Source organism: Arthrobacter sp. NPDC058130, assembly GCF_042884475.1.
Lineage (GTDB): Bacteria > Actinomycetota > Actinomycetes > Actinomycetales > Micrococcaceae > Arthrobacter.
Genome location: NZ_JBHVTV010000007.1, coordinates 132,921 through 147,036 on the forward strand (window position 1 = coordinate 132,921; position 14,116 = coordinate 147,036).

Sequence of the window (14,116 nt, forward strand, 5' to 3'; positions counted from 1 at the left end):
TCAGCCTCTGCGCTTCTTGATTTCCGCGGTGGCCTGCGGGAGGACCTGGAAGAGGTCGCCCACAATGCCGAAGTCCGCGATCTCGAAAACCGGCGATTCGGCGTCCTTGTTCACGGCGACGATCACCTTCGCGGTCTGCATGCCGGCCTTCTGCTGGATGGCGCCGGAAATGCCTGCGGAGATGTAGAGCTGCGGCGAGACAGTCTTGCCGGTCTGGCCGATCTGCGCGTCGTGACCGATCCAGCCGGCGTCCGTGGCGGCCCGCGAGGCGCCGATGGCCGCGCCCAGTGCGTCGGCCAGTTCCTCCAGCGGGCCGAAGTTCCCGTCCACGCCGCGGCCGCCAGCCACGACGATCCGCGCCTCGGCCAGGTCGGGGCGCCCGCTGGCAGGCTTTTCGCTGCGCGCCGTGACCCGGGCGGCGGCCGCGGTGGCGTCGGCCGGAACCTGGACAGTGATGCTTTCCGGCGCCGTGGCGGTGACCGCGGGCTCGGGCGTGACGCTGTTGGGCTTCACGGTCAGCACCGCAACGGGCGTCGTGGCCCTCGCCGTGGTGGTGTAGGACCCGGCAAGCACCGATTTGTGCGCTGTTCCGTCCGGGTCCACGGCCACGACGTCGGTGACGACGCCGGCGCCGAGCTTGATGCTGAGCCGGGCGGCGATTTCCTTGCCCTCGGCCGAATTCTCGGCCAGGACCACGTCTGCCCCGGCGGCGCCGACGGCCGCGGCCAGGAAGGATGCCTTCGGGCCCACGAGGTAGTCATCGAGGTCCGCCGCGGAGGGGACGTACAGCGCCTGGGCGCCGTAGGCCGCCAGGGCCGAGGCGGCGTCGTCGTGCAGTTCGCCGTTGACGGCGGCAACACTCTCGCCCAGGGAGCGGGCGATCGTGAGCAGTTCCAGGCTGGACTTCTTCAGCGCCTGGCCGGGGTTGTCGATGAAAACGAGTACTTTTGCCATGTTCGGATATTCCCCTTAGAGCAGCTTCTGGGCGGCCAGGAACTCGACCAGCTGGATGCCGGCGTCGCCTTCGTCGGTGATGATGGTGCCGGCCGTGCGCGGCGGACGGGCCTCTGCGGTCTCGACGGCGGTCCAGGAACCGGACGTGCCCACCTGGGCCGCGTCGACGCCGATGTCGGCCAGACTCAAGGTGGTGATGCTCTTCTTCTTTGCCGCCATGATGCCCTTGAAGTTCGGGTACCGGGGATCATTGATCTGGTCGGTGACGGACACGACGGCCGGCAGGTCAGCCTCAATGGTGTCCGCATGGGTGTCGCCGTCGCGGCGGGCGGTGAGCTTGCCGGCGTCGAGCTCCAGCGATGCGGCAAAGGTTACCTGCGGAAGCCCCAGCCGCTCAGCGAGCTGGGCAGGGACCAGCGAGGTCTCGCCGTCCGTGGAGGCCATGCCGGTGAGGATGAGGTCCGCCGGGGCGTCTGCGCCCAGGTGGCGGATCGCGGCGGCCAGTGCCAGCGACGTGGCGGCGGCATCGGAACCGGCGAGGGCCTCGTCGCTGAGGTGCACGCCTTCGGTGGCGCCGATCTGGAGGGATTTCTTGACCGCATTGACGGCCCCGGCCGGCCCCATGCTCAGGGCGATGACTTTGTTGCCGGCCGCTTCTCCGCCGCGGGCCTCGGTCAGCTGCAGCGCCGCTTCCAGGGCGTACTCATCCAGCTCGGACAGGATGCTTTCGGAGCGGTCCACGGTGTTGGCCTCACCACTGAGATGGCGGTCGAACTGCGCATCCGGAACGTGCTTGACCAGCACAATGATTTTCAAAGTTTCTTCCACTGTGTCTACAGCAGCCTTCCATGCGGGTGGTTAGCCGCCCCTGGCGGGGTCATGGCCACGGAACGCCCGGTAGCCGGGCTCTTCCTAGCTAACCATATAGCCGCCCGGCATCGCGGCCCGGGTTAACGCCTGTGTCAGCGCTCGTGCCCGGCGCTTCCTGCCTCCCGGCGCTCTCGGCGGAGGACCGGCACGCAGAAAGGCCGGGCGGCACCGATTCTCGTTCGGTGCCGCCCGGCCTTCCTGTTGCCGCCTACCGTGCTGTTACTGCCCTACTTTTACTGCTCTGGTTTTACTGTTCGGGTTCTACTGTTCGGGTGCAGTGCCGAGGGTAACGTCGAGGTCCTTCTGCTGGCCGCCCCGCAGGACCGTGACCTTGACCGTGGCGCCGGCCGGCTGTTCGCGCACTGCAGCGGTCAGCTGGTTGGGATCGCTGATGGTCAGGTTCTGGAACTTCGTCACGACGTCGCCCACCTTGACACCGGCCTTGTCAGCGGCCGAGCCGGACTCGACGGTCGCGACCTCCGCGCCCACCGAGAACCCGGAGGAGGACGAGCCTGCAGCCTTGGCCTTCACGCTCACGCCGAACTGCCCGTGGGAGGCTTTGCCGTTGCTGATGATCTCCTGGGCCACGCGCTTGGCGTTGTTGATCGGGATGCTGAAGCCCACGCCGATGTTGCCGCTGCTGCTGCCGGTGGCCGAGTCGCCGCCGGCGGACGCGATCGCGACGTTGACGCCGATGATTTCGCCCTTGGTGTTCACCAGTGCGCCGCCGGAGTTGCCCGGATTGATGGCCGCGTCCGTCTGGATGACGTTGATCGAGATGGATCCCTGGTCAGCGGTGCTCGGGGTCTGGCCGCCGCCCGGAGGCGCGAACTGGAAGCCCTGGTCCCCGCCCTGGGAGTTATCCGCACCGTCCTTCGGCGCGGCCGAGGACGCCACGCTGATGGTCCGGTTCAGGGTCGAAACGATGCCGTCTGTGACCGTGCCGGTGAGTCCCAGCGGCGATCCGATGGCGACGGCGGTGTCCCCGACGTTCAGCTTGGCCGAGTCACCCAGCGTTGCCGGGACCAGGCCCGAGGGGTTCTCAATCTTGATCACGGCGAGGTCGGAGAGCGGATCGGTGCCGACGACCTTCGCGGCGAAAACCTTGCCCTCGCTCGTCCGGACTTCCACGGTGGCGTTCGCGGCCTTGCCGTCGAGCGTGACGACGTGGGTGTTCGTGAGCACGTGGCCCTCGGCGTCGAGGATGATTCCGCTGCCGGTGCCGCCGTCGCTGCCGCTGGTTGCCTTGATGGTCACGACACTGGGGGAAGCCTTGAGGGCGGCCGCGGTAATGGCGTTGACGTCTTCCCGGTTGTTGACGATCACCGGTCCGGCCTGGGTGGTGCTGCTCGTGGCCGCCGTGGACGAACGGTCCGCCAGCAGGGCGTTGCTGCCGGCGACCACGCCGCCGCCGATCAGGCCGGCCGCCACGATGCTGGCCACGAGGGTCGGCACGCCGAAGGCTGCCTTGCGCTTGGGGGCGTGGGCCGGGTTGTTCGCAAAGCTCGAGCCGGAAGGATAGGACGGCCCTGACGGCGGCTGGCCACCGGAGTGGGCAACGTAGGGGGCAGGACCGTACTGGGACTGGCCATACTGCGGCTGGCCGTGCTGGGGCTGGGTGTACTGGGCCTGGGCGCTCTGGGCCTGTCCGTATTGGGACTGGCCGTAAGGCGGGTGGGTGGGCTGGGCGGGCTGGCCTTGCCCCGGGCCGGGCTGCGACGATCCGCCGTAAGGGCCTGCCTGCTGGGCCTGATTGTTCTGGGCCTGATTGTTCTGGGCCTGATTGTTCTGGGCCGGGGAGCCGAACTGCTGGGTGTCCGCGGCGGAGCGCTGGGGCTCGGAGGGCTGCTGCTGGTAGACCGGACGCGGCGCGCCGTCCTCCGCGCGGTCCAACCGAAGGGTCGGGTTCTCAGGCGCCGGGCTCACAGGCACCGGGTTTCCGGGCGCCGCCTCGGGTGCGCGAACGGCATGCGTCTGCTCCGGCGAGCCTTCCTGCGCTCCTGCCGGTTCCCGGTTCTGTGGTGTCGGCTCCGGTGACGCACCAGGCACTGGGTTCTCAGTCATGAGACTTCCTTTCATCCTCGTCTGCCTATAACTATGGACGCTCAGGCTGGCACTAGAGCGGACATTTGCTGGGAGGTTCCTGAACGGATAGTTTGCGGCCTTCGGACCTGTGTTTCCCAGTTTAGGCGCGTTTCGCTGGTGGCATATTCCCCTAGGTGGACTGCCATTTGGGTGCACCATAGAATCAAATGGAAATGCCACAGCGACCTGCGGCTTTACATCTGCGTGGGGGCGCTGCTGCTTTCTGTGACGGCTGGTTCGACCGAACCGGTCCCAGAAGTGCTGAAGGGTTGCACATGCGGTCTAAGTTGAATCGTTTCCTCGCCGTCATCGGCGTCGCTGGGTTGCTGGCGCTTCCCGCCGCTCCGGCCCTGGCCGAAGATCCGGTGACCATTCCGTCCGGGCAGAACATTGTGGACAGCGCCAACGTGCTCGGCGGCCGCAAGGCCGAGGTCCAGGACGCCATCCAGAAGCTCCTGAAGGACCACAAGTACAACCTCTATGTCATCACGGCGAAGACCTTTGAGAACCCTGCCGACCCCGCGGCGTGGGCCAAGGCCGTCGCCACGAATAAGGGCATGGGCAAGGCTGACGTCATCCTCACCATGTCCGACGACGGGAAGTACTACTTCTCCCCCAGCTCGGCCAGCGCCATCTACCCCAAGACGTCCAACATCACCCAGAACGCCATAGTTCCGAACCTGGCCGGCGGAAAGCGCGACTTCGCGCAGGCCGCCATTGATACTGCCGCTGCCGTGGGCGACGCGGCCGGCGGCGGCAGCGGCACAGTGCCCTCAGGCGCCGGTGCGGGCAGCGCCGTACTCGTAGGAGTCGGCGTCGTGGCCGCGGCCGGTGCGGGAACCTACCTGTACATCCGCAGCCGCCGGAAGAAAGCCGGCCAGGGGGCCGGGGCGTCCTACGGACCCCAGGGTGCTGAGCTGGATCCGCTGGCGGGCCTGACCGTAGCTGAGCTGCGCCGCAAGAGCGATTCGCTGCTGATCGAGGCCGATGACGCCATCAAGTCCAGCGAGCAGGAACTTGGATTCGCCCAGGCGCAATACGGTGACTCCGCGGTAGGCAACTTCACCAAGGCGCTGCAGGAGGCCAAGGGGCACATGACGGAATCGTTCAAGCTGCAGCAGCAGCTCGACGATCACATTCCCGACACCGAGGAGCAGCAACGGAGCTGGCTCGGCGAAATCATCCGCCGCTCCGAAGCCGCCCTGGCTTCCCTGCAGGAGCAAAAGGCGGACTTTGATTCCCTCCGGGAGCTGGAGAAAAACGCCCCGCAGGCCCTCGCCGCCGTCGGTGCCGGAGCCGCGGAAGCCGAGGCCAAGATTGCAAGCGCCGAACAGTCGCTGACGGACTTGCGCGCCAAGTACGCCGAGAGCGCCTTGGTCCAGGTTGCGGACAACATCAAGCAGGCCAAGGAACGCCTCGAATTCGTGCAGAATGCCTCAACCGCGGCGCAGGAAAAGCTCGCTGCCGGCGAGAACAGCCTGGCAGCGGTGGCTGTGCGTGCGGCCGAGGAGAGCCTGCACCAGACCAACGTGCTGATCGGGGCCATCACCAAGGTGGCCAGCAGCCTCGACGAGGCGCGCAGCGGCTTGGAATCCGCCGTCGTCGACACCGCCCAGGACCTGGCCCAGGCGAAGGCGATGCTCCAGTCCGGCGCCCATCCGGAGCTTTCCGGTCCGGTGGCGGCCGTGGAGGCCGCACTGGCGCAGGTGAAGGCCGAAATCCAGGGCGGCAAGATCGATCCCATCGCCACCCTGGAACGCGTCGAAACCGCGCACCAGACACTGGACCAGTCGCTTAGCGGCATCCGCGACCAGCAGGAACAGGCGCGCCGCGCCCAGGCTTCACTGCAGCAGAGCATCATGTCGGCCCAGGCCCAGATCAGCGCGACGTCGGACTACATCACCGCCCGCCGCGGCGGCGTGGGCACCGACGCCCGCACACGCCTGGCGGAAGCCCAGCGGAACCTGGACTATGCGCTGTCCATCTCCCGCACCGACCCGGTCACCGCGTTGCAGTACGCCCAGCAGGCCTACGCCCTGGCGGCCCAGGCCGCGCAGCTGGCCCAGTCCGATGTCGACCAGTTCGGCGGCTACGCCAACCAGGGCTACGGCCGTGGCGGGATGTTCGGCGGCAGCGGCGGAGGCGGCCTCGGCGGCGCGATCCTCGGCGGAATCCTCATCAACTCGATCCTCCACGGCGGAGGCGGCGGCGGCTGGGGTGGCGGCGGCGGCAGCTGGGGCGGCGACGATTCCGGCGGCGGCTGGGGCGGCGGCGACTTTGGCGGCGGCGGAGACTTCGGCGGCGGCGACTCCGGCAGTTTCTGACACGGTTGCCGGACCGGGGGACGGGAACCACCACACACCACGCGCCGGCCGCACAGGCCCGACAGCCAATAACCGGACAGCTCATAACCGGACAGCGAATAGAAGCGACACACACCATCTGATCACTGGAATTCAGTGAGACAACGGAGCAGGACGAAAGGTAACACCATGGTTAAGCAGTCCATTTTCGGCCGCATGGCGCAGCTGGCGAAGGCCAACATCAACTCGTTGCTGGACCAGGCCGAGGATCCGCAGAAAATGCTGGACCAGATGGTCCGTGACTACACGAACAACATCGCGGAGGCCGAGTCCGCCGTGGCCCAGACCATTGGCAACCTGCGCATGCTCCAGGACGACTACAACGAGGACGTCCGCAACGCCCACGACTGGGGCAACAAGGCCCTCGCCGCGTCGCGCAAGGCCGACGAATACCGTGCCAAGGGCGACACCGGTGACGCGGAGAAGTTCGACAACCTGGCCAAGGTTGCGCTGCAGCGCCAGATCGCCTCCGAGAACGAGGCAAAGGCCGCCGAGCCGAGCATCGCCTCCCAGTCCGAGGTGGTGGACAAGCTCAAGCAGGGCCTTGACCAGATGAAGGGCAAGCTCAACGAACTGACCAGCAAGCGCAATGAGCTCGTGGCCCGGTCCAAGACCGTGGCGGCACAGAGCCAGGTCCACGACGCCCTCAAGAGCATCAACATCATGGACCCCACGTCCGAGGTCGGCCGCTTCGAAGAGAAGATCCGCCGCGAGGAAGCCAAGGTCCGCGGCCAGCAGGAGCTTGCCGCCTCGAGCTTGGACGCGCAGTTCAATTCGCTGGAAGATCTGGGCGAGCAGACCGAGATCGAAGCCCGGCTGGCGGCGCTGAAGTCCGGCTCCTCCCCCGCGGCCATCGGCACGGGCGCCAGCAAGGCGTCCGACTCCACGGTGGACGAGGCCGACTTCGACAAGCTCTGACCGGCCGCTCCGGCAGCTCTTGCCGGAGGCGCCTTCAGGACGCATGCTGGACCGGGGCCGGTCTCCGGCGGGCGAGCCTGACAGTCCAGGTTCGCCCGCCGGAGACCGGCCTTTGCCGTGCCCTTTGTTGCGCAGTACCGGGCGCCGTACCGGCGGCCGTGCCGGCGGCCGCGCGTGTACCGTGGTTTCATGTCTTCGACCCTTCTCTGGCTCCGCGACGACCTCCGGTTGGACGACAATCCCGCTCTGGCGGAGGCCGCCGCCCTGGGCACACCCCTGACCGTCGTCTACGTCCGGGATGAGGAGTCGCCCGGCGTCCGGCCCCTGGGCGGGGCGGTCAAGTGGTGGCTCCACCACTCCCTGGCCGGGCTCGCCGCGGCGCTGGAGGCCAGGGGCTCGAGGCTCGTGCTCCGCCGCGGCCCCGCAGCGCAGATCATCAAGGATCTTGCCACGGAGACCTCTGCCGGCACGCTGCTGTGGAACCGCCGCTACGGCGAGCCCGAGCGCAGCATCGACGCCGGGCTGAAGAGCTGGGCCGCTGAGGAGGGCATCAAGGCCACGAGCTTCCAGGCCAATCTCATGTTTGAGCCGTGGACCGTCCGGACCGGCAGCGGTGGGCCCTACAAAGTCTTCACGCCGTTCTGGAAGGCCTGCCTGGCCGGCGCCGAGCCCCGGCTGCCGCTGGCCGCCCCGGACCGGCTGCCGACTCCTGCAGGCACCAGTGCCGGCGGTCTGCCGGCCAGCGACACGCTCGAGCGCTGGGGCCTGCTCCCCCGTGATCCCGACTGGAGCACGGGTCTGGCCGGCACCTGGACGCCCGGGGAAGCCGGCGCCCACGGCCGCCTCATGGATTTCGTGGATGGGCCGGCAACGGACTACGGCACCGGCCGCGACATCCCCGGCGTCGAAGGCACCAGCCGCCTATCCCCGCATCTGCGCTTTGGCGAAATCAGCCCCTTCCGGATCTGGCACACCCTGCGGGAAAGTTTTGCCTCGGGGGCGCCGGCCGACGTCGGGGTCTTCCGCTCCGAGCTTGGCTGGCGGGAATTCTGCTGGCAGCTGCTCTACGAGAACCCGGATCTGGCGACACGGAATTACCGGCCGGAGTTCGACCGCTTTCAGTGGCAGCCGCCGTCGGGAGACGAACTGGTGGCCTGGCAGCAGGGCCACACGGGATATCCGCTGGTCGATGCGGGCATGCGCCAGCTCTGGCAGACAGGTTGGATGCACAACCGCGTGCGCATGGCGGCCGCGTCTTTCCTGGTGAAAAACCTGCTGGCGGACTGGCGGCTGGGCGAGGCATGGTTCTGGGACACGCTGGTGGACGCCGACGCCGCGAGCAATCCGGCCAACTGGCAGTGGGTCGCGGGCTCGGGCCCCGATGCCTCGCCGTATTTCCGGATCTTCAATCCGGTCACGCAGAGCAAGAAGTTCGACGCCGCCGGCCGTTACCTCCGCGGATACATTCCCGAGCTGGCATCCCTGGATGACAAGGCCGTCCACGAGCCTTGGAAGGCCGCTGACGCCGCCACCGGCTACCCTGAACCCATCGTGGACCTTGCCGAGACCCGGGCACGTGCCCTGGGAACGTATCAGCGGCTCAAGGACGGCTGAGGGCCGGCACGCCCGGGGGTGCGCCGCTACACAGTTGGCCGCCCGCACAGCAGTCGCCTGCACTGTGGTCGCCTGCATTGTGGCCGGCCGGCAGAGTTGGCCGTCTCCAGACCCAACAGCGAAGGCCCGGATCATCAGATCCGGGCTTTCGCTTGTCCTGCTGTGGTTCCTGGTTGCGGGGACAGGATTTGAACCTGTGACCTCTGGGTTATGAGCCCAGCGAGCTACCGAACTGCTCCACCCCGCGTCGCTCGAACTACTCTACCCTAGTTTCGCAGCCGACCTGACCACGGCCCCATTCCTGACCCTGGTGGGCGCAATCGGGGATCTTCGCCCGCCGGCCGGGGCGCCTTTGGACACGAATCCGGCCGTTGGCCCCGCTGTCCGCGGCGCGTCCCGTGCCAAAGTGCCCCCGGACCGCATCCGCGGGCGAGACCAGGGGCTCGAACACGGGAGCTCAGAATCCCGGCAGGACGTCCCCCGGGTACGCCCGGGATTTAACCATGCTTGTCCCATAACCCCGAGTCGGCGAAGGACTGCACCCGACGCCACGCCTGCGGCGCTTAAAGCAAAAGGGTCCGGAACACTGTTTCCAGTGTTCCGGACCCTTTTCTCCAGTTGCGGGGACAGGATTTGAACCTGTGACCTCTGGGTTATGAGCCCAGCGAGCTACCGAACTGCTCCACCCCGCGTCGCAAGAACAACTCTACCTGCCGGTGAACTTGAGGCCAAATCGAGGTGACGTGATGTGTATCTCGCCGCCTGCGGGAGCCGCCGTCGCGGTCCAATTCAGCGCCTGGACAGACGGGACAAACGGGACAAACAAAGGCGGGCCCGTCGACGCCGCAGGCCGGGCCTGCCCTGTGGAGGGCAGGCCCGGCCTGAGGGGTCGACGGGCCCGGATACTGTCCGGGGCCGCCGCGCGGTGCTAGCTGCCCGCCGTCGCCGACGGACTGGGAGACGGCGCCGGCGTGGCCGTGCCCGCCGGTGCCGGGGTTTCCAGCTTCGCCTCGGCCTCGAGCGCCTTCTGCAGTGCCGCGGCCAGCTTCTTCTGCTGGTCGCCGTAAGTCGCGAAGTCACCCTTCGCGAGGGCGTCCTGGCCGGCCTTGATCGCGGCGTTGGCCTCGTCCAGGGCGGCCTTCAGTTCCGCCTTCGCGTCGGTGGTGCCAGGCGCTGCCGGCGTGCCCCCGGGTGTGGTGGGCGAGGCCGGCGTCTGTCCCTTGTTCGCCGAGTCCCCGGCCGTGGCCCCCGAATTTCCGCCGAACAACTGGTTGAGCGCCTCATCCAGCGTGGGCGCAAAACCGATCTTGTCGCCGAACGCCACGAGGACCCGCTGCAGCGTTGGGTAGGAAGTTTCACCCGTGGAGCGCAGATAGACGGGCTGGACGTATGCCATGCCGCCGCCCACCGGCAAAGTCAGGAGGTTGCCGTTGAGCACCGCAGAGGCACCCTGGCGCAGCAGGTTAAGGGCCTGCGAAACGGTGGGGTCGGAGTTGAACTTGTTCTGCGCCTGGCCGGGGCCGGGAACCTGGGTTTCCGGCGGGATTTGCAGGAGCCTGAGTTGTCCGTAGCTGTCCGCCTTGACGCCCTTCTGGTTGCCTGCATCAGAGTCCGCGGCCAGGAAGCCGTAGAGGACGTTGCGGGCATTGCCGTTGACCACCTGAGGGATGAACGACGAGGTCAGCTGGAACGCCGGCTTGTCCTGATCAGGCATCTTCAGTGACATGTAGTAGGGCGGCTGCTTGACGTCGTCCTTGACGGTGGGGTCGTTGGGAACAGACCAGGCGTCAATGTTGGTGTAGAAGCTGTCCGGATTGGTCACGTGGTAGCGGCCCAGGAGCTCGCGTTGGACCTTGAACAGGTCCTCCGGGTACCGCACGTGGCTCATCAGCGCACCGGACATCTCCGAATACGGCTTCAGCGACGTCGGGAAGATCTTCTGCCAGGACTTCAGTACCGGGTCCTGGTCGTCCCAGGCGTACAGCGTCACGGAGCCGTCATAGGCATCCACGGTTGCCTTGACCGAGTTGCGGATGTAGTTCACGGAGCTGTTCGGCAGGGCTACCGTCCGGTTCGCCGCGGTCTGCGAGTCGGCCGTGGCGGCTGAGAGCTGCTCCTGCTGGGAGTACGGGAAGTACGGGCTCGTGGTGTACCCGTCCACGATCCACTTGACCCTGCCGTCGACGACCGCGGGATAGGGGTTGCCGTCCACGGTCAGGTAGGGCGCTACCTTCTCGACGCGGTCCCGAGGGTTGCGGTCGTAAAGGATCTGGGACTCGGCGTTCACGCCGTCGGACAGCAGCAGGTCCGAGGACTGGAACTTGATCGCATAGAGGATCTTGTTGAAGAAGCTGCCCACGTTCGGGCCGCCGTTACCGGTGAAGGTGTACTGCGTTTCGCCGTCGCCTTCCTTGGCCGCGGGCCGGTCCTGTTCGCGGTGCGGGGCGCCGTCCGGTGCGCCCACGATCGAGTAGTCGGGTGAGTTCTGGCCGAAGTAGACGCGGGGCTGGTAGGTCGAATCGTTGCCGAGTGCACCGTTGGACGGGATGCCCGACTGCAGGAAGTCCGGTTTGCCGTCCACCGTGAACTTATTGCCCTTGGCCGCGACGACGCCATAGCCGTGGGTGTAGACCACGTGCCGGTTCAGCCAGGACTGCTGGTTCGTGGCCAGCCCGTCCGGGTTGAGCTCACGCACTGCGATGACGGTGTCCTGGACCTTGCCGTCGATCTCGTAGCGGTCCACGTTCAGGGCGCTGGGGAACTGGTAATAAGGCCGGTACTGCTCAAGCTGGGAGAACGCATCCGAGATCAGGTTCGGATCCAGCAGGCGGATATTTGCGGTGGTCTGCGCATCGGGAGCCAGCGCGCCGGTGGTGGCGGCGGTGGTGGCGTTGTACCGCTTTTCCTGGACCTTATCCAGGCCGTAGGCGGCACGGGTCATGGCGATGTTCCGCTTGATGAATTCGTTCTCCAGCGTCTGCTCCGAGGGCCGGACCTGGAATTGCTGGATGACCCAGGGGTAGACGCCGCCGGCCAGGATGGCCGTGATGATGAGCATGGCGGTGCCGATCACGGGAAGGCGCCACTTGCCGATCACCGCGGCGACGATGAACAGGACGGCGACGATCGCTGCGGCCACCGCCAGGATGGCCTTGGTCGGGATGACGGCGTTCACGTCCGTGTACAGCGCACCGGCCCAGCGTCCGCCGTTGTTCTGCACCGTGGAATAGCGGTCCAGCCAGAAGTTGACGCCCATCAGCAGCAGGAAGGCAGTGCCCGTGACGGCCAGGTGGATCTGCGCGGCACGGCTCGTGAAGATCCCGCGTTCCATAATCCGGATACTGCCGTAGAGGTAGTGGGTGAGGATGCCGGCAAGGCCCGCAACCACCGTGACGCTGATGAGGAACCCGGTGACAAAACCCAGGAACGGAAGGGTCATAAGGTAGAAGCTGATGTCCAGGCCGAACTGCGGATCGTTCTGGCCAAAGGGCTCCTGGTTCAGGAACAGCAGGACCTTTTGCCACTGGCTGGCGGCGGCGCTGCCGGCGAACAGGCCAAAGAGGATGGGAAGCCCAACCATCACCACGCGCCGGACGGGTTCGAGCTGGGCCTGGTAGCGGTTCAGGTTGTCCCGGATTTCCGAATCGGGGGCGTACACCGGCCGCGCATGGTAAGCAATCCGGATGGCGAAGAAGACTGCGGTGAACATGACGGCAAACCCTGCCAGGAAGATCACGATCCTGGCCAGGTTCTCGGTCAAGAACACTTCGAAGAAGCCCAGCTGCTGATACCAGAGGACATCCGTCCAAACGTTGGCGAAGAAGATGAATCCGACCACGATCAACGCCACGATGATCAGCGTCGGCGTCAGGGCGCCGCGTCGTGTCTGGGGTCTTCCGGGCGGGACAGTGCTGGCGGGACGGGACAAACTCGGTACCTCATAGCTGGTCGTACTGCTGGTTTTTAGTTGTTAGTCGCTGCTGCGGCTCAGTCCTGCGACTAAGTGCCGGTTGTGCCGGGTTGATGCATTCTAACGGCCGCCGCTGCCGTTCCGTCAGGGCCCTGCAGCAGGGTCCCGGCGGGACGGCGGCGGCCGTCATTAGTGCCACGACTGGGACCGGCGCTTAGTTCCGCGGCCAGTCTAGTTGCTGGTGCAGACCGGGAGGCCCGATATGTCGCTGCCTGACGCGGCCAGCTCAACCGCTTTGCGGGCCTCGGTGAGGTTCTCCACCCTGACCACCTGCAGGCCGTCAGGAATGTGGCCCACGACGTCGTCGCAGTTGGCCGCCGGGGCCAGGAACAGGGTGGCGCCGCCGGACCGTGCCCCCTGCATTTTCTGGGCGATCCCGCCGATGGGACCCACGGCACCGTCCGGGGTGATGGTTCCGGTCCCGGCGATGTGCTTGCCTCCGGTGAGGTCACCGGGGGTGACGGTGTCGATGATGCCAAGCGCGAACATCATGCCCGCGCTGGGTCCCCCGACCTTGTCGAGGGAGATCTTGACGTCAAAGGGGAACGTGAATTTGTACTGCAGCAGGACGCCGAGGATGTAGCGGCCCGCGCTGTTTTTGGCTGGAGTGATGGTGACGGGCACCTGTGCGCCGGCGCGTTCCGCGATGACTTTGACGGGTTTGCCGTTGCCGGCGGCCAGTTCCGCCTGGACGACGCCGAGCGCCGTGATGGGTTTGCCGTTGATGGAGACCAGGACGTCTCCTTCCTGCAGCAGCCCCTTCGAGGCGGAGTCGTCCGGGAGGCCGGCCACCTGCAGTTTTTGCCCGAAGGGAATATTGAGTTCCTTCATTGCCGAGGCGATCGCGTTCTCCTGGGAGGTCGTCATGGCGGTGGCGCTCTCCTGCTGGGACTGCTCCTTGGTGACGCCGGTCGGGAACAGGAGCTCCTGTGGGTAGACGGCCTTGGTTCCGTTGAGCCATGCCGAAAGCGCCTCGAAGACGCTGACGGGACCGTTCGGGCCGCCGTCGACATAGACGGTGGTCAGGTCAAGGCTGCCTTTGGCGGGAAACGTCTCATGGCCGGTAACGCTGATGACCGGTTTGCCGTTGTCCTGACCGATGGTGTTGAAGGTGGGTCCGGGAGATTCGACCACGTAGGGCACCGGCAGGCTCACCGCAGTGATGCCCAGGGCCACGGTCAGCAGCCCCGAGACCAGCATGGCCGATGACCGGTTGTTGCGCTTGTGCTCGTTGTTGCGCTTGTGCTCGTTGTTGCGCTTGTGCTCGTTGTTGCGCTTACGCTGGGCACGGGTGCCGCCCAGCCGCGCCCTCCTGCCCCGGACGGGGCCGGCCGCGGGGTCG

At 66.8% G+C, this 14,116-nt stretch carries 8 protein-coding genes and 2 tRNA genes; 3 read left to right on the forward strand and 7 right to left on the reverse strand.

The window, feature by feature from the left end:
- From ACFVTM_RS13725 to ACFVTM_RS13735, 3 genes are all read right to left on the reverse strand, one after another.
- Complete coding sequence (locus ACFVTM_RS13725) at positions 1-954, reverse strand: electron transfer flavoprotein subunit alpha/FixB family protein (RefSeq protein ID WP_390204019.1); 954 nt, start codon at positions 952-954, stop codon at positions 1-3.
- A 15-nt stretch (positions 955-969) separates the two neighbouring features.
- A complete protein-coding gene (locus tag ACFVTM_RS13730) occupies positions 970-1,770 on the reverse strand; it encodes an electron transfer flavoprotein subunit beta/FixA family protein (RefSeq protein WP_390204020.1) in 801 nt (266 codons plus the stop codon).
- A 315-nt stretch (positions 1,771-2,085) separates the two neighbouring features.
- Positions 2,086-3,888, reverse strand: a complete 1,803-nt coding sequence (locus tag ACFVTM_RS13735) for a trypsin-like peptidase domain-containing protein (protein ID WP_390204021.1) — start codon at positions 3,886-3,888, stop codon at positions 2,086-2,088.
- 296 nt (positions 3,889-4,184) lie between these two features.
- Here ACFVTM_RS13735 and ACFVTM_RS13740 point away from each other — a divergent pair, with 296 nt between their 5' ends.
- The 3 genes from ACFVTM_RS13740 (at position 4,185) to ACFVTM_RS13750 (ending at position 8,804) form a co-directional block, all read left to right on the forward strand.
- Positions 4,185-6,233: a TPM domain-containing protein gene (locus ACFVTM_RS13740; protein WP_390204022.1), complete on the forward strand. Its 2,049-nt coding sequence runs from the start codon at positions 4,185-4,187 to the stop codon at positions 6,231-6,233.
- A gap of 168 nt (positions 6,234-6,401) precedes the next feature.
- A complete protein-coding gene (locus ACFVTM_RS13745) occupies positions 6,402-7,190 on the forward strand; it encodes a PspA/IM30 family protein (RefSeq protein ID WP_390204023.1) in 789 nt (262 codons plus the stop codon).
- A gap of 189 nt (positions 7,191-7,379) precedes the next feature.
- Complete coding sequence (locus tag ACFVTM_RS13750; protein ID WP_390204024.1) at positions 7,380-8,804, forward strand: cryptochrome/photolyase family protein; 1,425 nt, start codon at positions 7,380-7,382, stop codon at positions 8,802-8,804.
- A 170-nt stretch (positions 8,805-8,974) separates the two neighbouring features.
- Here ACFVTM_RS13750 and ACFVTM_RS13755 read toward each other — a convergent pair.
- The 4 genes from ACFVTM_RS13755 to ACFVTM_RS13770 all read right to left on the reverse strand — a co-directional run bounded on the left by ACFVTM_RS13755 (position 8,975) and on the right by ACFVTM_RS13770 (position 13,974).
- Positions 8,975-9,051: transfer RNA gene (locus ACFVTM_RS13755), tRNA-Met, on the reverse strand.
- A 371-nt stretch (positions 9,052-9,422) separates the two neighbouring features.
- Positions 9,423-9,496: transfer RNA gene (locus ACFVTM_RS13760), tRNA-Met, on the reverse strand.
- Positions 9,497-9,732: 236 nt separating this feature from the next.
- Positions 9,733-12,732, reverse strand: coding sequence for a UPF0182 family protein (locus tag ACFVTM_RS13765; RefSeq protein WP_390204025.1), 3,000 nt, complete (start codon positions 12,730-12,732; stop codon positions 9,733-9,735).
- Positions 12,733-12,945: 213 nt separating this feature from the next.
- Positions 12,946-13,974 carry a PDZ domain-containing protein gene (locus ACFVTM_RS13770; protein ID WP_390204088.1) on the reverse strand — a complete coding sequence of 343 codons (1,029 nt, stop codon included), beginning with the start codon at positions 13,972-13,974 and terminating at the stop codon, positions 12,946-12,948.
- Between the last annotated feature and the right edge of the window lie 142 nt (positions 13,975-14,116).

Excerpts from the sequence above, each read along its gene's own strand:
- ACFVTM_RS13725 (WP_390204019.1), bottom strand. The coding sequence starts at position 954 with ATGGCAAAAGTACTCGTTTTCATCGACAACCCCGGCCAGGCGCTGAAG.
- ACFVTM_RS13735 (WP_390204021.1), bottom strand. The coding sequence starts at position 3,888 with ATGACTGAGAACCCAGTGCCTGGTGCGTCACCGGAGCCGACACCACAG.
- ACFVTM_RS13740 (WP_390204022.1), top strand. The coding sequence starts at position 4,185 with ATGCGGTCTAAGTTGAATCGTTTCCTCGCCGTCATCGGCGTCGCTGGG.
- ACFVTM_RS13745 (WP_390204023.1), top strand. The coding sequence starts at position 6,402 with ATGGTTAAGCAGTCCATTTTCGGCCGCATGGCGCAGCTGGCGAAGGCC.
- ACFVTM_RS13750 (WP_390204024.1), top strand. The coding sequence starts at position 7,380 with ATGTCTTCGACCCTTCTCTGGCTCCGCGACGACCTCCGGTTGGACGAC.
- ACFVTM_RS13770 (WP_390204088.1), bottom strand. The coding sequence starts at position 13,974 with ATGCTGGTCTCGGGGCTGCTGACCGTGGCCCTGGGCATCACTGCGGTG.